The following is a 21,654-nucleotide window of genomic DNA, read 5'->3' on the forward strand; positions in this document are numbered from 1 at the left end:
GGTCTCCTCTCTGCGTGCTTCATCGCGCGTCTGCTCGTTCGTCTCCTCACGGAGTCAGGATTCCTTCCCATAGGCGGCGAGCACCTCCCGGATCGGTGCATCCTCGACCAGCTCGCCCTGGCGCAGGTAGAGCCCGCGGGTGCAGAAGCGACGCAGGTCGTTGTCCTTGTGCGAGACCAGGAAGAGGGTGCGGTGCGCGGCCAGCAGCTCCTCGATCCGCGTGTAGCACTTGGTGCGGAACGCCTTGTCGCCGACCGCGAGCACCTCGTCCACCAGGATGATCGGCTCGTCGAGCTGCGAGATCACGGAGAAGGCGAGCCGTACCTTCATCCCGGAGGAGAAGTGCCGGAACGGGGTGTCCAGGAACTTCTCCATCTCTGCGAAGTCGACGATCTCGTCGAACTTCGCAGCGATCTTCTCCTTCGGCATGCCGTGCAGGCCGGCGGCGAGATGGATGTTCTCCCGACCGGTGAGGTCCGGCGCGAAGCCGCCGGTGATCTCGATCAGCGGTGCCACGCCGCCGGTCACCGAGACCCGGCCCGCGTCGGGCAGCAGCACCCCCGCCACGACCTTCAGCAACGTGGACTTGCCCTGCCCGTTGCGGCCCACCACTCCGACCGCCTCGCCCTGAGCGACCTCGAAAGAAATGTCCTTCAGCCCCCAGAAGGCGTCGCCGTCGGGCCCCTTGTCGCGGCGGAACAGCATCGAGCGCAGGCTCAGATCGCGACGCTTGCGGGAGAACTCGACGCCCACGCCGTCCAGGGAGATCACGGGGAGGGCAGGGTCGGGAGCAGCGGAGTCCGCTGCGGGGAGGATGTTCGTGTCGTTCATCAGACCTCTTTCAGCACCTGACGCTCCATGCGACCGAACACCGTCCAGCCGATCGCCAGGATGGCGGCGGAGATGGCGGCGGCCGCGAGGATCGCGTCCCAGTGCACCGGACCGGGGAAGAAGCCGGCGCGATAGCACTCCAGGATCCCGGTGAGCGGATTGAACTTGTAGAGCCCGACGACCACCGGCGGCAGCGACGTGACCACCACGTCGTTCAGGCTGTAGATGATCGGGGAGGCATAGAACAGTGCGCGGGTGGCCACCCGGATGAGCGGCTCCACGTCGCGCACCAGCATCGTGATCGGGGAGAACAGGAGCGCCAGCCCGAGCAGCAGCATCAGCTGGATCAGGAAGCCGACGGGGAAGAGCACCAGCTGCAGATCGAACTGCGGCCGATAGAACAGCGCGAAGAGGGCGAGCACCGGGATCGACAGCAGGAACTCCACGGACTTCGCGCCGGTGCTGCGCAGCACCCAGATCTGGCGCGGCAGGGAGGTCGAGGCGATCAGCCGCCGCTGGGAGGCCAGGGACTGGATGCCCTCGTTGATCCCGTTGGTGAACCACATGAACGGCAGCAGCCCGGAGAGCAGGAAGATGATGTACGGCTCAGCGCCGACGGTGCGATGGAAGATCACCGTGAAGACGAACCAGTAGATCGAACCCATCATCAGCGGTTCGAGCACGGTCCAGACGTAGCCGAGCATCGAATCGGCGTAGCGCAGCTTGAGATCTCGACGGATCAGCACCGCGAGGATCTTCCGGGTGCGCATCAGCTCCCGGAGGGTGTGCATGGTCGAGGTGCGGACCCCGGCGGTGTAGGGGACGGGGCGGCTCATGGCGTCGTCGCCCGACTGCTCGGCGCGGGCGAGCTGGGACTCGGCGAGCGGGAGTGCGGAGCGCTCGGGGAGAGCTGGGCGATCCGCGCCCACTGCGCGTCACGCTGGATCGCCAGCTCGCTGCAGGTGGTGAGGAAGCGGGCGAGGGACGCGCCGGGGGTGGTGTCCCCGAGGTAGTACTCGCGCAGCTGCAGCCGCTCCTCGCGGCCGGGGTCGTGCGAGATCGCCTCCAGGACGAGCTGCCCGGCGAGGGGCGCCTCCTGGACGGTGAGGCGGGGGAGCACATCGAGCATCCGGGTACCGGCCTCCTGAGCAGTTCCTTCGGCGGGGGTGGTGATGAGCAGCGGCTTGCCGGTGGCGAGCCAGTCGTTCGCGACGGCGGAGACGTCGCAGATCAGCAGATCCGCCTCGGCGACGTCGAGCGACAGCGGGCGGTCGTCAGAGAGGGTGTGCCCGCCTTCGGCGAGCAGCTCCCGCACTGCGCGGTCCGCCGCGCCGAACTCCGGCACCCGCACCCCGGTCAGCGGATGGGGACGATAGATGATCCGGGCCCCCGCATCCTGCACGGAGCGCAGCAGCGCCTCGGCGTGGGTGCGCAGCGAGCTGTAGGCGACAGCGGCCTGCCCGCCCTCCCAGGTGGGCGCATAGAGCACCGTCGGCCGTTCATCCTGGCGCTCCGGGAGGGTCACCTGCTCCAGGTCGGTGTCCAGAGCCGGGCGGCCGACGGGGAGGCAGCGGGAGGCGGCGTCGAACAGGGAGGTGTACCGCGCATAGCGGTCGATCGCCGCCTGTCCGGCCACGAACGAGTAGTCGTACGCCTTGACCTGGTTGGACACCGAGACGCCCTTGTCCGAGTCCCCATGCAGCAGAGAGACGTGGATGACGGAGCGGGAGCGGAGCGGCGCGGTGTTCAGCGGGTTGTAGTTCACGTACAGGATCAGCTTGGTGCCGCTGCGGGTGATCAGCCCGTCGAGGGTGGCATCCAGGGCGACCGTCACCACCGGCATGTCCATCTCGTCCCGCAGCACCTCCGCGACCCGGGAATCCATGCACACGACGGTCACGCCCAGCTCCGCATGGAGCGCCTTGAGCGGGCCGTACCAGCCGCGCATCTGGTACATGCTCTCCATGGTGTCGGCGAAGTAGACGATGACGTCGCCGTACAGGGCCTGGTCCTGGAGGTCCTCGTCGTCGCCGAGACCGTCGGGCATCCCTCCGGGCAGCAGGCGGTAGCGGCGCAGGAGACGCCCGCCCACGCTGCGCAGTCGACGGTTCAGGGTGTTCTCTCGAGGTTGCACGTCCTGCTCCTTTCGCGGGGCGAGGTGGTCGGGTCGATGCGGTCGAACAGCTGCGACCAGGCATGGGTGGTGGTGGTCAGGGGGAGTGCGCGGTGATAGCTGCGACGCAGCGAACCCCAGCGCAGCGCCATCCGGAGGTGGCGCGCCGCGGTGCGGCGCAGGAGGCGGCGGCCCGTCGAACCGCGCACCGGGTGGGTCATCAGGGCCCGGCCGGTGGCGTCGGTGACCACGATCGCGTCGGCGCCCAGGACGGTGCGCCAGCTCAGTCGATCCTCCCGCACCCCCATCACCAGGCGCGGCGACCGGTCCGGACGCAGCAGGCGCAGCGTCGCACGGGTGAGGGCGGGCAGCAGCGGCAACGGGCGGTGACGGGTGATGCCGAGGGCCTCGGCCGCGGGTTCGCCACCCGACGTCGCAGCCCAGTCGACGCCCTCCTGCGCCGTCCAGCCGGCTCCCTCCTGCGCGGTCCAGTCGGCGATCACTGCGCCGCCGTCGGCCCGGGCCCGGGCGAGGTCCCGCCCCAGCCAGGACTCGGGGCCGGAGAGGAAGGAGTCGATGCCGTGGTCCCAGAGCGCGGTGGTCAGGTACAGCCCGGAGAGGATGTGCTTGCCCTGGTGCAGCAGCGACGAGGAGATCACGCCCCGGCCGGAGCCGTGCGCGGCGGCGGTGGCGAGGCGGTTGCGGTGCAGCACCCGTGCGGTCCAGGTCATCTGGGTGCGGTACATGGTCCATGGCGGGTGATGGACGCTGGTCCCGGGCAGCACCACGTGGCGGTATCCGTGCTCGGTGGCCCGCAGCCCGTACTCGGCGTCGTCCCACTTCAGGAAGTAGGGGGCAGGCAGGCCCAGCTCCGCTGCGGTGCCGGGCGGGAACAACGTCGCCCACCACCCCGTGTAGTTGGCCTCGCCGGAGGCACGCAGGAAGCTCCACTGCTCGGGGGTGGTGCCCGCCAGCTCGACCGGCCGACGGACGCCGTCCGTCGCGTGCCACTGGAAGTCGCCGCCGCGCACCGCCTCCGACAGGGCGATCAGCCGGTCCGGCTGCTCGGAGGAGAACAGCGGGGTGCCCAGGATCGTGGGGGTGCTGCACAGAGCTTGGAAGGTGACCATGCGGCGCAGAGACTCCGCGGACAGCACCGCATCGTCATCGGAGAAGAGCACTGCGTGTCCGGGAGAGGCGGCGGCCTCGAGCATCCCGCGGGCATAGCCGCCGGAACCGCCGAGGTTCGGCTGCGTGATCAGCCGGATCTCCGGCCGCTCGGCGAGCAGCCGGGCGAAAGCGGGCAGCTGCTCGAGGGTGCGGCCCTGATCGACGACGATGACCTCGTGCACACAGTCCATCCGGGCGAACCGCTCGGCCTGTATGACCGCATCCTGCTCTCGGCCGCGGGTCGGCATCACCACGGAGACCGGTGGCAGCTCGATCTCGCGCTCCACGCTCCAGGTGACGGAGCGGATCGGCCCCTCGACCCAGAGCCATTGCGGTCCTCGCGCGGAGAGCCGCAGCTGGTGTCTGCCGGCGAGGTCGACGGCGAGCGGCCAGCGCCGCCCGGAACGAGCTGCCCACAGGGTCGCCGGACCGCCCTCGAACTCGAGGGTCACCACCGCATCGCCGAGCACGGTCCGCCAGACCGACGCGGGCAGAGCCTGCTCCCAGAGGGCAGCGTCGGAGGGAGTGGAGGCGGAGGCTCTCCAGGTGCCCAGGACCAGCGACGCCGGAACCTCGGCCTGGGGCGCGCGGGACGACGGTTCGGACAGTGCCTCGCGGTCACGGACCGGTGAAGGTTCCTGGGCGACCAGACTTGTGAGTCGCCAGTTGGTGCGCATCGACATTGCTCGACGTGCTCCCTCGGCTGCAGGAAAAGTGCTCTCAGCATCGGCGCGGCGGACTGTCGGGCCGGATGGCAGTGGTGCCCTCGAGAGTGATCTCGAAGCGGCAAGTCTGGGAAATGTACCAAAATGAACAGCTGGTGAACGGGACGTTGACCGCGGGTGAGGCGTGTCGCCGTAGACTCGATCACCATGGGCACGACCCGACGCATCGCCGCCAGAGTGCGCAGAGGAGAGACGTTCCGCCAGTTGAGCCTGGCGGGGCGCCCGCTTCTGCCCGCGCCGGAGCCAGGAAACGTGTGGACCGGGCTTCGGCTCGGCCGGCCGCGCCAGGCATGGAATCTCGAGGACGATGATCTCCATGCGGAGCGGCAGCGGGCGCTCGACGCGGTGCTGACAGCGGTGGTGCCGGCGGCGTGCATCCTCGCTCCGCCGGTGGCTCGCCATCCCTGGCGCCTGGCTGTGCGCGATCAGGACGCATCCGCCGTGCTGCAGTCGCTCTCCCAGCTCCCGGCGCACTGGGAGATCCGGGAGGAACGGCATCCGCGCCGGATCACCGCGCGGCCCCGACTTGCCGCAGGCGGGCGCCCTCTCCCTCAGATACCGGATCTCGAGGTGGTCCTGGACGTGCTCCGTCATGACGGCGGCCAGTACCTGGGCGATGCGGTGGGCACGTTCGCCCGGGTCGACGCCGAGGACTGGGACGCCCAGTCGATGCGGAGCCTCCACACCGAGGGGCGCCTGCTGAGCGCGCCGGCACCCTCCATGCCGATAGACCTGGTCTACACCTGGGTGGACGGAGCTGATCCACGATGGCGCGAGCGGCGGGATGCGGCGCTGCGGGCGCAGGGCTCGGCGGGTGCCCGCGCCCACGACTCGGCAGTCGATGAGAGCCGTTATCTGGATTCCGAGGAGCTCCGCTACTCGCTCAGATCGGTGCATCGCTATGCCAGCTGGGTACGACGCATCCACCTCGTCACCGACGGGCAGCTGCCGCACTGGCTGGTCCCGGGCCATCCGTTGATCAACGTCGTGGATCATCAGACGCTGCTCGGAGGAAGCCGCTTCAACTCTCATGCGATCGAGTCGGCCCTGCATCGGATCCCGGGTCTCGCCGAGCATTACCTGTACCTCAACGATGACGTGTTCTTCGGGCGCATCGCCTATCCCGAAGACTTCTTCGCAGCCCCGGGCATCTCTCGGTTCTTCCCCTCTGACCTCCCGATCGATCCCGGCCCCGCGACGGGGGAGGACCTGCCTCTCATGGCCGCAGCCAAGAACGGACGGGATCTGATCTCTGCCCGCTTCGACCTCGAGGTGCGCACGAAGCTGCGCCACACCGTGCACCCTCAGCAGCGTGCAGTCGCGGAGCAGATCGAGGCTGAGCATCCTGCGGAGGTCGCCGCCACCCGCAGCGCGCTGTTCCGCTCCGCGACCGATCTCTCTCTCGCCTCGTCGCTCCATCACTGGTACGCCTATGCACTCAGGCGGGCCGTGCCCGCTCAGCCCAACTATCTGTACGTGAACCTGGCATCGCCTCAGGTGGGTCAGACTCTCGACGCCCTGGAGTCCCTGCGGCGCTACGACACGTTCTGCCTGAACCAGGAGCAGGCCCCGGCGAGCGCGGCGACGCGGCACGAGCTGTCCACCCATCTGCGTCGATATCTGCCGACGCCGGCACCCTGGGAACGGCCGGAGCAGCGGTCGTGACTGCGTAGGCCACGGCGACTCGGTACCCTGCTGTAGTGACTGCCGCAGCCGAGACCCTCGATCTTCCGGGCATGCCTGAGACCAGCATGCCCACCGATCAGAAGCACACCGACCCCGACCACCCCCATCCAGGGCAGTGGCGGCTGATCGCCGTGCAGGTCTCCAACTGGGGCACCTTCCACGGCACGCACGATCTGAAGATCTCGCCCAAGGGCTACTTCCTCACCGGCGGCCCCGGTACCGGGAAGTCGACCCTGCTGGATGCGATCAGCGCGCTGCTGACCCCGCCCCGCACCCTGCAGTTCAACGCCGCGGCCTCCGATGCCGGGCCGCAGCGCTCCAAGTACCGCCGCACCGTGGCCAGCTATGTGCGCGGTGCCTGGGCGATGCACTACGACCAGTCCACCGGAGAGTTCAGCCAGGAGGTGCTGCGGGAGAAGACCACCCTGTCGGTGCTCACCCTGCGCTACAGCGATGGCAAGGGCGGCATCGTCCAGCTCTCGCGCCTGCTCCTGCTGCACGCCGGGCACTCCGCGGACTCCGACGTCAAGAGCCTCTACGTCATCGCGCGGACCCCGCTGGACGTCACCGATCTGCGCCAGTTCGTCTCCACCCAGATCGAGGGCAAGGCGCTCGAGGCCGCGCACCCCGGCACTCAGACCTTCCGCCAGTTCCGCGAGTACCGCGCCGCCTTCAGCCAGCTGCTGGGGATCCCGGACGAGAAGGCGCTGGGCCTGCTGCACAAGATCCAGTCCGCCAAGGAGCTCGGCGACGTCAACGGGCTGCTGCGTGACTACATGCTCGACGCCCCCCGCACCTTCGAGCTCGCCGATCAGGCGCTCGCGAACTTCCACAACCTCTCCGAGGTGTACGAGGCGCTGGTGACCGCCAGAGAGCAGCGGGACCTGCTGCGCGGGCTGCGCGGGAACCACGAGAACTGGACCGCGATGCGCTCGCGGGGTGGAGAGCTGGTGGACCGCCGCGCCGATATCGACGTCTTCGCCGCCCAGCACCTCGTGCGCCTGCTCGGGGACGAGACCGACCGGCTCCAGCTCGAGCGCGACCGGCTCGCCGCGCAGCAGCGCCGCCTCGGCCAGGACGTCGCTGAAGCCCGCTCCGACCTCGCCCAGCTCAAGGAGCAGCGCAAGCGCGCCGGCGGCGGCGAGATCGATGACTGGAAGCAGCAGATCGCGGGCCTCGAGGTCGAGCGCGAACGGCGCCGCGAGCGGGGCACCGAGTTCGCCGCCCAGCTGGCGACCGTCGAGCTGCGCACCCCGGCGGGAGAGGACATGTTCCTGGCCCTGCAGCGCGAGGTCCTGGCGCTGCGCGAGAGCCTCGAGACCGAGGAGAAGGGCGCCGACGCGGCCCGCTGGGAGGCGGAGGCGGCCGTCCGCGAGCTGGGGCAGACCCTCGCCCGCACCCGCGAGGAGCTCACCTCCCTCACCTCCCGCGCCTCGAACCTCCACTCCGAGGACGTGGCCCTGCGTGACCACATCGCCGCCGAAGTGGGCATCTCACCCGCCGAGCTGCCCTTCGCCGCCGAACTGCTGCAGGTGCGCACCGGCGAGGAGGAATGGACCGCCGCGGCCGAGCAGGCGCTGCGGGGCCTGGCCCGCTCCATCCTGGTCCCGGACCGGGTGTACCGCGAGGTCGCCACGGTCATCGACCGCACGAAGCTGCGCCGTCGGATCTCCTACAACCGGGTCAACACCGACCTGCGCCGCCCGGCGAAGAACATCGACGAGCGCTCCCTCGCCGCGAAGCTCGACGTCAAGGACGGTGAGTTCCATGTGTGGCTGTCCCATGAGATCGCCTCCCGCATGGACTACACCTGCGCGGAGACCCTCGAGGAGTTCACCCGGCTGAACCGGGCGGTGCTCCGCTCGGGACAGATCAAGCATTCCTCCACCCGGCACGAGAAGAACGCCGACCGGCAGATCAACGACCGCTCCCAGTGGGTCCTCGGCTTCGACAACCGCGCCAAGCGCGCGGTCTTCGAGTCCGAGCGCACCCGGGCCGAACAGGCGCTCTTCGAGGCCCAGGCCCGCCGCAAGGATGTCGAGGGCGATCGGGAGCGGCGCCAGGAGCGTCTCTACGCGCTCCAGCTGATCAGCGCCGTCACCTGGGATGACATCGACGCAGCGTCGGTCGCCCGGCGGGTCGCGAACCTCCGTGACATGGTGCGCGCCGCCGAGGACGGCTCCTCTGCCCTCACCCAGCTGGCCCACCAGATCGACGAGGTCGAACAGTCCATCAAGGACAGCGACGAGGAGCTGCTGGAAGTGGTGCGCTCCGCCGGCAAGCTCGCCGAGCAGGCAGAACGGGCTGATGAGCGTCTCGCCACGGCGCGTGAACGGGTTGCCGGATCCGCGCTGGATCCCGAGGTCGAGCAGGAGCTGGCAGAGCGCTTCGCCGCGATCGCGCCCACCCTGGTGCTGTCCACGATCGACCAGGTCACCAAGGACGCCTCCGCGACCCTGGACGCGGAGCTGATGGACCTCACCCGCCGCACCTCCCGCGCCGAGGAGGACATGCGCACCGCGATGCGCGAGTTCTCCCGCCGCTGGCCAGCCCGCGCCGGAGACACCGCACCCACGCTCGAGGGGGCTGACGACTACCTCGCGATCCTGCAGCGGATCGAGGAGGAGAAGCTGCCCGAGGTCGAGGACCGCTTCTTCGAGTTCTTCACCGGCAACACCCTCGGTGACGTGCAGGCCCTCGCCACCGCGATCGCCCGAGAGCCGGCGGAGATCCGCAAGCGCCTGCAGCGGATCAACGCCCTGCTCTCGCAGGTGGAGTTCCACTCCGGCCGCTACCTGCAGCTGTCGATGCGCCCCGTCCACCTGGCGGCGCTGGACGAGTTCAAGCGCGCGCTCGAGGAGGCCGTGGCCGGCTCCGCGCTGCACGACATCTCCCGTGATCGTGAGCTGGCCGAGGAGCGCTTCCTCTCGCTGCGGCACCTGATGGACATGATCGGCTCGGCCCGCACCCGCGACGACCAGGTCTCCCGGGTGATCCTCGATGTGCGCCGGCATGTGCACTTCCACGCCGAGGAGGTCGACGCCGAGGGCACGGTGGTCCACGCCCACGAATCCGGCGGCCCGCTCTCCGGCGGACAGAACGAGAGGCTGGCGACCTTCTGCCTGGCGGCGGCGCTGCGCTACCAGCTGGCAGGTACCGGGCAGGAAGCGCCGCGCTATGCCCCGATCATCATCGACGAGGCCTTCTCCAAGGGCGCCGGCAAGTTCATCACGGCGGCGATGGAGTCCTTCCGTCACTTCGGATTCCAGGTGATCCTCGCGAACCCGGGCAAGAACCCGCAGGCCCTCGCACCGTTCATCGGCGGAGTGGGTGTGGTGTCCATCCGTCAGGACCGCTACTCCTCCGTGGCGCCGGTGGAGTTCGTGCCGGTCTCCGAGTAAGGGTCGGGGCGGGGCGGAGCAGGCGCGGCGCTCCGTTCGATAGAACAGCTCCGTACCACTGAGCAGCATCGGGGTGCATGGGGAGTTCTCCCCATCGGCAGCGACGCCCCGAATCGGTACCCTGGTCGCCAACCGTTCCAGTCCGGCGGTGCAGCGGCATGTCGTCGCTGAAACGGCACGACAGGGAAGGGACATCGATGTCAGCCCTCCCGGCGCACCCCTCCGACTCGATTCCCGGCCAGGACGAGACCCACGGGCGGATCCGTGAGCTGCTCGGCCAGGTCACCACGGCAGTGCTCGAGCAGCAGCCGGGCCTGGTCAGCTTCGTGGATCACCGCCCCCAGCGGGACCGCTCCTCCGGGGACTCCTGGCATGGCCTCCAGACCCTCTGCCACGTCAGCGCTCTGCTGGCCAGCTCCGGCCTGCCGGAGGACTCCATGGACGCCACCGCTGCGCTGCTGGATGCCGCTGACGCATTCGCCGAGTCCCGCGGCCTGCTTCGGCGCTCCGAGCAGCAGGACTCTGGTGTCATCGGACGCACCTGGACCAGCGCGACCGGGGATCTGCTCGAGGTGATCGTGGGGGTCCGGGTCGCGGTGCGGGCGATCAGCGCACCCTTCCTGCCCGGCTCCCTGACCCCGAGGGCGACCACCAGCCCCGCCACGGCACTCAGCCCGCTGACCCCGCCTCCGCGCCTGGTGCGCTGAGCCGCTCGAGCGCCGCCAGCGGGATCGGCAGCCAGTCGGGGCGGTTCCGCGCTTCGTAGAGCGCCTCATAGACGGCCTTGTCCGCCTCGAAGGCGGCCAGCAGCACCCCTGCCGCGGGCTCCGCATCGTCCCAGCCCGCGGCTCGCGTGTAGCCCTCGAGGAAGGCGGTGCGGGCGGCGGCCGCCCAGGCGGAGGCATCCGTGCCGGACTCGGCGCGCACCGCGCCCTTCACGTAGTCGATGCTGCGCAGCATCCCTGCCACATCCCGCAGCGGGGAATCGGGAAGGCTGCGCAGGGCGAGCGGGCGCAGCGGCTCGCCCTCGAAATCCACCAGCACCCAGCCCCGGTCGGGCACCAGCAGCACCTGTCCCAGGTGCAGGTCGCCGTGGATGCGCTGCAACGCGGGCCAGCGCACGTCGGCGGCGGCGTCCAGCAGGCTCTCGATCCGCTCCTGGTGGGTGGCCACCTGGGGGACTTCGGCGGCGATCTCGGACAGCCGCGTCCGCATCTGCGCGATGGTCTCCTGCACCCGGTCCGCGTCGGCGGCAGTGGCGCCGAACGAGGCGGAGAGATCCCGGTGCACCTCCGCCACGGTGGCGCCCAGCTGGTGGGCGGCCTCCCGGAAGTCCTCTCCGCTGGCCGCCAGGCGCAGCGCCACCCGCCAGGCATCCTCCACCCCGGGCAGGAACTCCTGGGCGAACAGAGAGTGCGTGCGCAGCTCTCCTACCGCCATCGTTGCGGAGCCCACCATCGCCGGCACCCGTCGGCTGCCTGCAGCCGTCAGGGCGCCCTGGAGCACCACGTCGGGATTCTGCCCGTCCTGGAGGACCCGGAACAGCTTGAGGATCAGCGGGGAGGCGCCCTCCGTCTCGACGATGAGCGAGGTGTTGGACTGCTCTCCGGAGAGCAGCCGGCTGCTCATCGCGCGACCCAGCGGGAGCGGCGCGTCGGGGGCGGCGCGATGGGAGGCGAGGCTCAGCGAGGGGCCGAGCGCGCCCTCTCCGGAGACCAGGGTCGCGATGATCGCCGCGCGACCGTCGGCATCCCGGGCGGCGTCGTCCACCCGCAGCGGCCCGCCGGGCACCGCGAGCACTCCGATCTCGGACCCCTCGTCCCGCGCCCCGGCCGGAGCCTCGGGCCGCCGCAGCACCAGCGGGACCTGGTAGAGGGCTTCGGCGCCGCGGGGGAGGGAGACCGCGACCGCAGCCAGCACCACCACATGGTCCGGTGCCACGCGCAACGGGGCCCATCCGCGGATCGTGACCTGGGGAAGCCCGGCGCCCTTGTGCGCGTACCAGCGCTGGTCGGGCATCCAGGCCGCCAGCTGCTCGGTGAGCTGCTCGAGCACCTCGCCCATGGGAGGCAGCGCGGAGACGTCGAGCAACGCAGGGGAGGCGGAGGGGTGCGTCTCATCCATGCGCTCACTCTACGGTTGCGGGCCTGCCACCGCGCGGGATCACCGGGTTCCCGGCGGGCGTTGCTACCCTGGGTCGGTGCCTGAGTCGTCGTCGCGTCGCCCCTCGCGCGCGCATCAGGGGATCCTGGTCGCGCGCATCTCCGCGCTGTGCGCCGCCGGGATGCTCGCCCTGTCGATGGCGCTGCCGGCAGCCGCCCTGGGGGAAGATGGCCCGTTCCCCTTCCCGGCAGAGACCACCACGCTGAACATGGTCCCCGGTGCGGTGACCCGGATCCCGTTGATCGCGCTGATCGAGGATGGTCTCGAGTCCGAGGTCTCCCTCGGATCGGCACGCCTGGCCCTCCCTCCGGAGGCCGACGAGGGGACGCGCGCTCAGATGGCTCTGGGAGAGGACTCCCGGAGCATCGTGATCGTAGGAGAGGGCACCTGGTCCCTGCTCGGTGATGACCTGGTGTTCCGACCGCAGACGGGGGCCGACGTACCGACCACCCCGATCGCGCTGACCGTCGGCGGCCTCCACGACAGCCGCTCGCTCCCGGTGGTGCTCACCCCGGAGGCGCTCGAGCTCGAGGAGGTCGCGGCGCATGGGTCGGCGGAGACGCCGATCCGGATCGATATCGAGGGGTCCGTTCCGGCCGACGGATCCGTGCGGCTCGAGCTGGCCGGGCTCCCCGCCGGTTCCACGGTGCTGTCCGATGGCAGCCGGGCCACCGTTCCCGACCAGGGCGTCTGGCAGCTCTCGGCGGACGGCACCGCGCTGACCCACACTCCGTCCGGGATCGGCATCGGACGCCAGCTCAATCCCATCCGCTTCGTCGTCGAGGATGACGAAGGAGCGGCGGAGCGAGCGGGGCAGGTGGCGCTCACGGTGCCGATCATCTCCGACCTCGACTGGTCCGCGCCCTACGGGGAGGACATCCTGTTCGTGGTGGGCGAGGGGCAGCAGTTCGTGGACCCGGAGACCCTGCGCCTGCAGCCGCTCGGCGACCCCGCCTCGTACGGAGCCTCAGCGGATGGCACGCAGGTGGTGGTGCCGGGAGAGGGGACCTGGGTGCTGGACCGCGACGCCGCCACGGTGCGCTTCTCGCCGGAGAGCGCGGAGGTGCGCGAGACCGCACCGATGGGAATCACCGGCGGTGACGGCGAAGGCGCCACCGCCGCGACCGCGCTGCTCAGCACCGCCTATCCGATCCTGATGTCGCGCTCCGAGGCCGGCGTGCCGGGGGAGCCGATCAGCTTCGATCTCGGCAGCGGCATCCGGGACGTCCGCTCCGACTCCCTGCGGTTCGACCCCGCGCTGATCCCCGAGCGGGCCCAGGTCTCGGCAGACGGCACGACGCTCACCATCCCCGGGCAGGGGATCTGGCAGATCGACCTCGCCGCCAGCACCGTGCTGATGACCCCTCAGGAGGGATTCACCGGGGCCGCGACTCCGGTGGACATCATTGCCCGAGGCGTTTACGCAGACAATCCCGTCGCTGCCACTCTCGAGGTGATCGTCTCCCCGGTCATCGCCACCCTGCGAGATGACGAGGCGCGCACAGCTCCCGACTCACCGATCACCGTCGATGTGCTGGGCAACGACACCGCAGGCAGCGGCGCGCAGCCCCTGGAGCCGGACTCCGTCCAGATCAGTTCGCTCGCGGCCACGAACCTCTCGCAGCTCGAGGACGGCCGCGGCACACGGCTGCTGATCCCTGGCGAGGGCGAGTACACCGTCGCGGGCAACGGTGCGGTGACCTTCGTGCCCGAGGAGGGGTTCACCGGCCGCACCTCGGTGGTCACCTACCATGTGGTCGACAGCGCCGGAATCCCGGTGCGGGCGAATCTGGTGCTCGATGTGGATCCGGATCTCACGGCCGCGAATGCGGCAGGGTCGGAGGTCAGCGGCATCAACAGTCTGCTGATCGGCCTGATGCCCTCCTCCCCGAGCACCGCGGCAGTGTTCGGCACCGTCGTGATGCTGCTGATCTTCGGTGGTGGCGTCAGCCTGTGGATCGGCATCCGCATGGAGTCCGACCGTCGCGCCTGGGAGGACTGACCCGGGGGACGCCTGACCCAGCGCAGGCTGCGCCGGGTGAACTCTGGCTCAGCGCAGGCTGCGCCGGGTGAAGTCTGACCCGGCGCAGCCTGCGCGAGAGCTGCTCAGCAGCCCTCCGGAACCTCCACCGGCTGCTCAAGCGCTGTCGCCGCCGCAGCCTCGTCCTCGAGGCCGACGAAACCGTCCCCGATCAGGAGATCCACCGAAGCACCCTCACGGGCGTCGTCCAGTGTCAGCTGGGATCCCTGGACCTGGACCCGCAGCGACTGCGCCGCGAGATACCCCTCGGGGCCGTGGACGATCGTGGCGGGACCGCTGGCCTTGCGCGTGTTGCCGGGGCTCTCGAGCGCGTAGCCGCGGGCGGCGAGATCCTCCGAGACCTCCCCGGCCAGCCCACCGCGGGTGGTCCCGTTCAGTACCGTCACCGTGACCTCTGCAGGCGGCAGCGGAACGGCTCCGGGCTCCGGGCAGGTCAGGGCGACAGCATCCGGCCCGAAGGATTTCGGGGCGATCACCCCTGGCTCTGTGGCCGGCTCCCGCAGCTCGCCGACGGCATAGACCCCGATCCCGATCAGCACCACGGCGAGGAGGGAGAAGATCGTCAGCTGGGTCGCGCGCATCCTCCGGGTGCGGCGGAGACGCTGATCCCGGCGGCGGACGTCATCGGCGGACCGGCCGTACGGGTGCGCGTCGTGGTGGGAGGAGCTCATCTCAGTCCAGCGGACGGTAACGGATGCCGAAGGCGTCCAGGCGGGGCAGATGCGCGCGCAGACGCTCCTCGAACTCCTCCCAGCTCTGCTCGGGGGAGCCCCAGGCACGCTCGGCGAGTGCGCACAGGCGAGGGAAGGCCATGTACTGGAAGCTCGCGGGATCGGGCAGGTACTCGGACCAGAGCTGGGCCTGGATGCCGAGCAGCAGCGCCCGCTTCTCCTCCGGGAGCTTGGCCGGCTCGAGCCGTGCGGTGTACACGTCCTTGAGCGTGTTCGGGCGGCCCAGCGCCACCGGCTCGTCCTTCGGATCAGCCTGGTAGTAGTTCAGATAGGTCTGATCGTGGGTGGAGATGATGGTCTGGAACCCGCGGTCCACCGAGGTCTTCACCCCGGCGCTGTCACGCCAGTTCATGATGATGGTGTCATCGGGCAGGTGGGTCTCGAGCACCTCATCCCAGGCGATCACCCGCTTGCCCTGCTCACGCAGCACCTCGGAGGCGAACTGGGTGAAGTGCCCCTGGATCTCGGAGATCCGGGTCAGGCCCCACTCGTTGAGACGGGCACGGGCGGCGGAGGAGCGCTCCCACTCCACCCGCCGGCACTCGTCACCGCCGATGTGCAGGTAGGGAGCGGGGAAGATCTCCGCGACCTGGGTCAGCACATCGCGCAGGAAGTCGAAGACGGTGTCGGAGACCCCGAGCACGTGATCGGAGATGCCCCACACCTCACGTACTCCGACCTGCTGCTCGGGAAAGTTCCCGAGCTCGGGGTAGGCGGCGATCGCGGCCTGCATGTGCCCGGGCAGATCCACCTCGGGGACGATCATGATGCCGCGGCGTCGTGCGTAGTCGACCAGGCCCGTGAGCTCGTCCTGGGTGTAGTGGCCGCCGTGACGGGTCCCGTCGAAGGTCCACGTCTCCTCGGGGGTCTCCATCGACCCGATCAGGGTCTGCTCCCGCCAGCTCCCGACCTCGGTGAGGCGCGGGTAACCCTTGATCTCGACGCGCCATCCCTGGTCGTCGGTGAGGTGGAGGTGCAGCACGTTCAGACGGTGCAGCGCCATCGCATCGATGAACGTCTCGATCTCCTCCACCGGAAGGAAATGCCGGGCCACGTCGAGATGGAGGCCTCGCCAGGCGTACTTCGGGCGATCGGAGATCGTCACGCAGGGGATCTCTCCGCCCGCGCCGGTGACGATCTGGGCGAAGGTGTTGCGGCCGTCAGCCAATGCGGCCTCGCTGCCGGCGCTGAGCGCGGCGCCGGCGGGGGAGATCGACAGTGCGTACTCCGTGGGCGGCAGGGAGTCGTTCAGCCCGACGGACAGTCCCTCCCAGGGGTCGTTCGTCGTCCACACACCCTCCGACCACACGACGGACTGGGGCAGGGGGACGAGGGCGATGGGGTCCGACATGGATTCTCCTGGAACGACGACAGCGATCGTGATCTCCACCAGTTTGCCACGGAGACCTGGCTCACGGAGCCACCCTGCAGATGCGGACCCGGCAGATGCGAAGGGGCCCGGTCGGCGATGCCGACCGGGCCCCTCACGTCGCCCTGCTCCTTCCCGAGGACGCTCTCGCGTCGAGCAGGCCGGCGTGGCCTTATCTCCGTCTGCTGCCGACTGAGCGGATGCTCAGCGGTAGGTGACGAACACGTGCGGTGCGTTCCAGATGGAGCGCTCGACGACCTGCTGGCGTGAGCCGGAGGCGTCGATGATCTTCCCGTTGCCCACATAGACGCCCATGTGGCCGTAGTCGTTGCCGGTGAAGGCGACGAGGTCGCCCGGCTTGGCCTCGGACTGCGAGATGATCCGGCCGCCGAAGGTGTAGCCCTTCGCCGTCTTGCGCGGCAGGTTCACCCCGGCCTGGTTGTAGGCGTGGTAGACCAGCCCCGAGCAGTCGAAGCCGCTGGCAGGCGAGGAGCCGCCCCACTTGTACCGGGTCCCGATCTGGGCCCGGGCCGCATTGATCACGGCCTGGCCGTTGATCGAGGTGCCGCTGGTGGAGCCGCGGTCCTCGTCGCGGCTGCCGGCGTTGTCGGAGATGCGGACATTGCTGCCCAGCGCGCTCCAGGTCTTCGGTCCGACCACACCGTCCACGCCGATCCCGGCGGAGGACTGCAGCGAGCGCACCGCCGAGCGGGTGGCAGATCCGAACACACCGTCGGCCTTGATGGACGCGCCGGCGGAACGAAGCTGGTTCTGCAGGGTGGTCACGGCCGCGCCGCGGTCACCGGAACGGAGCTTGGGCTGAGTGCCGCCGGTGGCCGGCTTCGACGGCGCCGCCGCCGCGGCACCGGTCAGCGAGCTCCAGGTCATGGGGCCGACGACCCCGTCCACGCCGATTCCGGCACCGGACTGCTGGCTCTTGACGGCACGCAGGGTCGCGGCGCCGAAGACGCCGTCGGCCGAGATCGAGGCGCCGTGGGAGTTCAGCTGCTGCTGGAGGTAGGTCACCGCTGCCCCGCGGGCACCGAGGCGCAGCTTCACCGAGGTGTACTGCGACTGGGAGGCGGGGGCGACGCTCGGGGCGGCCCCACGCACGGTCCCGAAGGTGGGAGCGGCCGGTGCCTGGGCGGTGGCCGCGGCTCCGCCGGCGAGTGCGGCGGTCGCGGAGACGGCGCCGATCACGGCAGCACCTCCGACGCCCCGACCCACCGGGGCGGCGAGGCCTCGGTAGTCGATCACGGCTCGGCCGGCGGCCCGGTGCGTGCCTCGTGGAATTGTGCGGAACATCGTAGGCGATCACTTTCTCCGTCGCCCTGCAGAGGGTCCGCGCGGCGACGTGGACGGCGCGCGCGAGGTCTGCACCCGTCACCCAGGGAAGTGGAGGAAGCGACCGGGCCGGTGACGGGAAGGCGGCAGCCCGGTGAGCGCCACCCGACCAGGGCGGCACCATCCGCCACTGTATGGGCAGGTCAGGCACGAGCTACAGGGGGGTGTGCCTGCCACCCACAACGTTTTTGCCAAGATTTTGCTAAAAACCTTAATATTGCCCCGTGTTCCCGTCGGGAATAGATATTTCACTGTGGTAATTACGCGGTTGTTGTTCGCGCGGCGAGGGGGTGCGAATTCGGGGCCGGGTGCAAGGGGGTCGTGAAGGCGCAGGCCAGGCCGTGATCAATATGTCCTTAATGTCCGTTTGGGAATGGGTGAAGAGTGGTGTGGAGTTGTTTCATGAATGCGGGAGCTGGCCCATGCCAAGATGACGAGAAGGGCCGTGAGATCTTTCGATCTCACGGCCCTTCTCTCCGGTCGGGGTGACAGGATTTGAACCTGCGACCTCCTCGTCCCGAACGAGGCGCGCTACCAAGCTGCGCCACACCCCGGAGGTGCCGCACCGAAGTGGAGCACCGAGGAGAAACTTTAGCAGGCCTCGAGCGCGCTCACTTCCCCGGACCAGGCTTCGGGGCGCGCAACGTGAGCAAGGTCGCCTCCGGAGGGGTCAGGAACCGGTAGTTCGAGTAGGGGCTCGCGCCCATGCCGGCGCTGACATGCAGCGGCACGCCCTGCCAGGTGGACAGACCGCGCGCCTGCTGGCGCGGGAGATCGCAGTTGGTCACCAGAGCGCCGATGCCCGGCAGCCGCAGCTGCCCGCCGTGGGTGTGCCCGGCCAGGATCAGGTCCGCGTCGTCGGCCACGAAGGAGTCCAGCACCCTGCGGTAGGGCGCGTGCGCGACCCCCAGGCGGAGCACGTTGCCGTGCGCGGGCAGCGGCGGCGGGACGGCAGCCGGGGCCGGCATCTCGTCGCGTTCGAGGTGCGGGTCGTCGACGCCTGCCAGGCGTACCTCGAGCCCGCCGAGCTCGATGCTCGCGCGAGTGTTGGTGAGGTCCTTCCAGCCGTGCTCGGAGAGCCTCCGTGCGAGCTCGCCGGTGGGCAGCGTCAGCTCCTTGGGCGCGGTCATGCCCTCTGGGCGCGGGTCCGGCAGCAGGTATCGGGCGGGGTTCTTCGGAGCGGGCTCGAACATGTCGTTGGAGCCCATCACGAAGGCGCCGGGCCGCTGCAGCAGCGGCTCGAGCGCCTCGGCCAGCACCGGCACCGCCGCGGCGGAGGCGATGTTGTCCCCGGTGTTGATCACGAGGTGCGGGCGGAGCATTCCCAGGTATTCGAGGAAGTTCAGCTTGCGCTGCTGATCAGGCAGCAGGTGGATGTCGCTGATGTGGAGCACCCTGATGGTGCGCGTGCCCGGGGGGAGTATCCGCAGCTCGAGCTCGCGCAGCGTGTACCGGTGGATCTCGATGTGGCGAGCCCACACATGCGCCGCCGCTCCAGCCCCCAGGCCCAGCAGCCCCACGGCCCCGAGGGTCCTGCCGGCGGTGGGATGCAGCCGCATCTCAGCCCTCACCGGAGGACTGGCGGATGACCACGGTCTCGCCCTCGGGCAGCCTGGTGCCGGGGGCGGGGTCGGTGCCGATCACGTACCACTTGCCGACGTCCGAGCTGGACTCGTTGCGCACCTCGGCCTTGTAGCCGGCGGACTGCACCGTGGCCTGCGCCTGGCTGAGCACCATGCCCGAGACGTCAGGCACCACGCCCTTCTGGACGACGTCGGAAGTGGGCTTCGATGGCGGCTGCGGCGCGGCCGGGAACGGCTCGCTGGGCAGTCCCTGGTGCACGCGGTTCATGTACTCCTGCCAGGTGGGCAGGGAGACCGTGTTGCCCCAGACGCTGCCGCTGCGGAGCATCTGGCCGTCGACATCGAAGCCGCCCGGACGGATGTTCGCCTGCGGATGCCCGAACCAGACCGCCGTGGACATCTGGCGGGTGAAGCCGACGTACCAGGTGTGGAACTGGCGATCCGAGGTGCCAGTCTTGCCGCCGGCGGGATGCCCGTCGATGATCTTGCCCTTGCCGGTGGCCCGCGGATCCTCGAGGTCCTGCTGGAGGGTCCACGCCATCGTGTCGGCGACCTCCTTCTCGACCGCCTGGTGGCACTCGGCGCCGGAGATCTCCATCGGATCGCCGTTGCGGTCGGTGACCTCGGTGATCGACTGGGGCTTGCAGTAGGTGCCGCCCGCGGCGTAGGTCGCATAGGCGCCGGCCATGTCGAGGGCGGAGATGTTCAGCTCGCCGAGAACCAGCGCTGCGGGTGCCAGGGTGGTGCCGTACATGTCCTCGATCGGCATCTCCCAGGTGGAGGCGTCGTACGGGTCGAACCGCGCCGGGACCACGCCGATGTTGCGCGCCGTATTGGCGATCTCGCACAGGTCCAGCTGGCTGGCCATGTCCGTGTAGCTGGTGTTGATCGAGAACTTGGTCGAGTTCAGGACCGTCTCCATGGGGGCGATCCGCACGGAGACCGCGTTGTCCGGGTTCCAGCCCTTGCTCTCGCGCCAGGCCCCGCCCCCGAGGCACTTTGCCGGGGCGTAGGTGATCGGCTCGCGCTTGGTGCTGACCCGGTCATAGATGGAGCGGTCGCTCTCGAGCCACTGCTGGAGCACAAAGGGCTTGAAGGTCGAGCCGACGGGGAACCCGTTGCCGCCCCCGAGGGTGTGAGGGACGTTGTAGTTGATCGCGGTCTCGCCCGGCCCCACCTCCTGGTAGGGGTTGAAGGAGCGGTTCTCCGCCATCGTGAGGATGTTCCCGGTGCCCGGTTCGACGGTCACGATCGAGTGGCCGAAGCCGTGCTGGGCGTCGGCGGGAACCTTGCGCTGCAGGATCTCGGAGGCCGCTGCCTGAGTGCTGGGATCCAGGGTGGTGCGGATCGTGAGGCCGCCGCCGTAGAGCAGCTTGCGCCGCTCCTCGTAGGAGGGGGCGAAGGTCGGATCGTTCAGCAGCGAACGGGTCACGTAGTCGCAGAAGAAGCCGCTGGTGCCCGCATCGGCGCACCCTGCCCGGACGTTCTGGATCTTCAGCATCTCAGCGACAGGCTGGGCGGTGTACTGCTCGTACTCCTCATCGGAGATGTACCCCTCGCGACGCATATCGCCGAGCACCTCGTTGCGACGCTTCTGGCCGGCTTCGGGGTGGGCGACGGGGTCGTACTGGTTGGGGCCGTTGGTGATGCCGGCCAGCAGCGCGGCCTCACCCGGGTTGAGGTCCTTGGCGTTCTTCGAGAAGTAGTGCCGGGAGCCGGTCTCGACCCCGTACTGGGAAGGGCCGAACTGCGCCACGTTCAGGTAGGCGTTGAGGATCTGCTCCTTGGACCACTGCTTCTCGAGCGACAGCGCGAGCTTCGCCTCTCGGAGCTTGCGGCCATAGGTCGTCTCGGTGGCTTCCGCGATATCCTCCTGGTCGCCCCGCTGGACAGCATCCATCAGCAGTGCATTCTTCACATACTGCTGGGTGAGGGTCGAGCCGCCCTGGGTGGCCCCGCCGGCCGCGTTCGAGGCGAAGGCGCGGAACATGCCCTTGGGGTCCACGCCGCCGTGCTCGAAGAAGCGACGGTCCTCGACCGCCACCACCGCGTGCTGCATATGCGGCGAGATCTCCTCGAGCGGCACCATGATGCGGTTCTCGGTGTAGAACGTGGCCAGCAGAGACCCGTCGGCCGCTTCGATGCGGCTGGCCTCGTTCAGCGGCTCGACCTCGAGCTCGGTCGGATAGGACTCGAACAGGTCCACCCCGTCCTTGGCGACGGCCGAACCCGCGGAGACCGCTGGCAGCAGGAAGGCGGCCAGCAGCACGCCGGCGAGTGCGGAGACGGCAAGCATCCCCAGCAGCAGGTAGACGGTCTGCAGCAGAGCAACGGGAAGGGAACGTCCGGACGCGGACGCAGGCGTGGTGCGGGGCATGGTCACACAGTACGGGGCGGCCCGGGGCCGGGGCCATGAGGCATGCCACGCGTGCCGGATCTTCACGAACCCGATGCACGCCTGAGACCTGCGCGGCCCCGGCGGGGGTGCTGCGAGGAC

The 21,654-nt window shown here is 69.7% G+C and carries 14 protein-coding genes and 1 tRNA gene; 4 read left to right on the forward strand and 11 right to left on the reverse strand.

The annotated features are described in order from the left end of the window. Positions 1-54 precede the first annotated feature (54 nt). Genes ABD893_RS05040 through ABD893_RS05055 form a run of 4 tightly spaced genes read right to left on the reverse strand, consistent with a single transcriptional unit; the run spans position 55 to position 4,797 of the window. Complete coding sequence (locus tag ABD893_RS05040; protein ID WP_345076459.1) at positions 55-831, reverse strand: ABC transporter ATP-binding protein; 777 nt, start codon at positions 829-831, stop codon at positions 55-57. Then, positions 831-1,667 (reverse strand): ABC transporter permease, encoded by an 837-nt coding sequence (locus ABD893_RS05045; protein ID WP_345076460.1) that lies wholly within the window; start codon positions 1,665-1,667, stop codon positions 831-833. The genes ABD893_RS05040 and ABD893_RS05045 overlap by 1 nt, the downstream gene beginning before the upstream one ends. Beyond that, positions 1,664-2,965, reverse strand: a complete 1,302-nt coding sequence (locus ABD893_RS05050; protein ID WP_345076461.1) for a CDP-glycerol glycerophosphotransferase family protein — start codon at positions 2,963-2,965, stop codon at positions 1,664-1,666. The genes ABD893_RS05045 and ABD893_RS05050 overlap by 4 nt, the downstream gene beginning before the upstream one ends. Next, positions 2,941-4,797 (reverse strand): glycosyltransferase family 2 protein, encoded by a 1,857-nt coding sequence (locus ABD893_RS05055; protein ID WP_345076462.1) that lies wholly within the window; start codon positions 4,795-4,797, stop codon positions 2,941-2,943. The genes ABD893_RS05050 and ABD893_RS05055 overlap by 25 nt, the downstream gene beginning before the upstream one ends. 294 nt (positions 4,798-5,091) lie before the next feature. On the opposite strand from ABD893_RS05055, the gene ABD893_RS05060 reads away from it, so the two are divergent. The 3 genes from ABD893_RS05060 to ABD893_RS05070 all read left to right on the forward strand — a co-directional run bounded on the left by ABD893_RS05060 (position 5,092) and on the right by ABD893_RS05070 (position 10,633). Next, positions 5,092-6,504, forward strand: a complete 1,413-nt coding sequence (locus ABD893_RS05060; RefSeq protein WP_345076463.1) for a stealth family protein — start codon at positions 5,092-5,094, stop codon at positions 6,502-6,504. A gap of 71 nt (positions 6,505-6,575) precedes the next feature. After that, a complete protein-coding gene (locus ABD893_RS05065; RefSeq protein ID WP_425548357.1) occupies positions 6,576-9,926 on the forward strand; it encodes an ATP-binding protein in 3,351 nt (1,116 codons plus the stop codon). Between the two features lie 197 nt (positions 9,927-10,123). Continuing rightward, positions 10,124-10,633, forward strand: coding sequence for a hypothetical protein (locus ABD893_RS05070; RefSeq protein ID WP_345076465.1), 510 nt, complete (start codon positions 10,124-10,126; stop codon positions 10,631-10,633). Here ABD893_RS05070 and ABD893_RS05075 read toward each other — a convergent pair. Beyond that, positions 10,596-12,050: a maltokinase N-terminal cap-like domain-containing protein gene (locus ABD893_RS05075; protein ID WP_345076466.1), complete on the reverse strand. Its 1,455-nt coding sequence runs from the start codon at positions 12,048-12,050 to the stop codon at positions 10,596-10,598. The two genes, ABD893_RS05070 and ABD893_RS05075, sit on opposite strands and share 38 nt — an antisense overlap. 76 nt (positions 12,051-12,126) lie before the next feature. Here ABD893_RS05075 and ABD893_RS05080 point away from each other — a divergent pair, with 76 nt between their 5' ends. Further along, on the forward strand, positions 12,127-14,091 hold the full coding sequence (locus tag ABD893_RS05080; protein ID WP_345076467.1) for an Ig-like domain-containing protein: 1,965 nt from the start codon (positions 12,127-12,129) through the stop codon (positions 14,089-14,091). A gap of 104 nt (positions 14,092-14,195) precedes the next feature. Here ABD893_RS05080 and ABD893_RS05085 read toward each other — a convergent pair whose 3' ends face one another. The 6 genes from ABD893_RS05085 to ABD893_RS05110 all read right to left on the reverse strand — a co-directional run bounded on the left by ABD893_RS05085 (position 14,196) and on the right by ABD893_RS05110 (position 21,534). After that, positions 14,196-14,801 carry a LytR C-terminal domain-containing protein gene (locus ABD893_RS05085; RefSeq protein WP_345076468.1) on the reverse strand — a complete coding sequence of 202 codons (606 nt, stop codon included), beginning with the start codon at positions 14,799-14,801 and terminating at the stop codon, positions 14,196-14,198. Position 14,802: 1 nt separating this feature from the next. After that, positions 14,803-16,212 (reverse strand): beta-N-acetylhexosaminidase, encoded by a 1,410-nt coding sequence (locus tag ABD893_RS05090; protein ID WP_345076469.1) that lies wholly within the window; start codon positions 16,210-16,212, stop codon positions 14,803-14,805. Between the two features lie 222 nt (positions 16,213-16,434). After that, positions 16,435-17,535: a C40 family peptidase gene (locus ABD893_RS05095; protein WP_345076470.1), complete on the reverse strand. Its 1,101-nt coding sequence runs from the start codon at positions 17,533-17,535 to the stop codon at positions 16,435-16,437. 519 nt (positions 17,536-18,054) lie between these two features. Beyond that, positions 18,055-18,128, reverse strand: a tRNA-Pro gene (locus tag ABD893_RS05100). 57 nt (positions 18,129-18,185) lie between these two features. After that, on the reverse strand, positions 18,186-19,133 hold the full coding sequence (locus ABD893_RS05105) for a metallophosphoesterase (RefSeq protein WP_345076471.1): 948 nt from the start codon (positions 19,131-19,133) through the stop codon (positions 18,186-18,188). A 1-nt stretch (position 19,134) separates the two neighbouring features. Next, a complete protein-coding gene (locus ABD893_RS05110) occupies positions 19,135-21,534 on the reverse strand; it encodes a penicillin-binding protein (protein ID WP_345076472.1) in 2,400 nt (799 codons plus the stop codon). Positions 21,535-21,654 lie beyond the last annotated feature (120 nt).

Source organism: Brachybacterium paraconglomeratum (genome assembly GCF_039541415.1).
Classification (GTDB): Bacteria; Actinomycetota; Actinomycetes; order Actinomycetales; family Dermabacteraceae; genus Brachybacterium; species Brachybacterium paraconglomeratum_A.

Excerpts from the sequence above, each read along its gene's own strand:
- ABD893_RS05065 (WP_425548357.1), top strand. The coding sequence starts at position 6,576 with ATGCCTGAGACCAGCATGCCCACCGATCAGAAGCACACCGACCCCGAC.
- ABD893_RS05045 (WP_345076460.1), bottom strand. The coding sequence starts at position 1,667 with ATGAGCCGCCCCGTCCCCTACACCGCCGGGGTCCGCACCTCGACCATG.
- ABD893_RS05070 (WP_345076465.1), top strand. The coding sequence starts at position 10,124 with ATGTCAGCCCTCCCGGCGCACCCCTCCGACTCGATTCCCGGCCAGGAC.
- ABD893_RS05090 (WP_345076469.1), bottom strand. The coding sequence starts at position 16,212 with ATGTCGGACCCCATCGCCCTCGTCCCCCTGCCCCAGTCCGTCGTGTGG.
- ABD893_RS05110 (WP_345076472.1), bottom strand. The coding sequence starts at position 21,534 with ATGCCCCGCACCACGCCTGCGTCCGCGTCCGGACGTTCCCTTCCCGTT.
- ABD893_RS05075 (WP_345076466.1), bottom strand. The coding sequence starts at position 12,050 with ATGGATGAGACGCACCCCTCCGCCTCCCCTGCGTTGCTCGACGTCTCC.
- ABD893_RS05055 (WP_345076462.1), bottom strand. The coding sequence starts at position 4,797 with ATGTCGATGCGCACCAACTGGCGACTCACAAGTCTGGTCGCCCAGGAA.
- ABD893_RS05095 (WP_345076470.1), bottom strand. The coding sequence starts at position 17,535 with ATGTTCCGCACAATTCCACGAGGCACGCACCGGGCCGCCGGCCGAGCC.
- ABD893_RS05040 (WP_345076459.1), bottom strand. The coding sequence starts at position 831 with ATGAACGACACGAACATCCTCCCCGCAGCGGACTCCGCTGCTCCCGAC.
- ABD893_RS05085 (WP_345076468.1), bottom strand. The coding sequence starts at position 14,801 with ATGAGCTCCTCCCACCACGACGCGCACCCGTACGGCCGGTCCGCCGAT.
- ABD893_RS05105 (WP_345076471.1), bottom strand. The coding sequence starts at position 19,133 with ATGCGGCTGCATCCCACCGCCGGCAGGACCCTCGGGGCCGTGGGGCTG.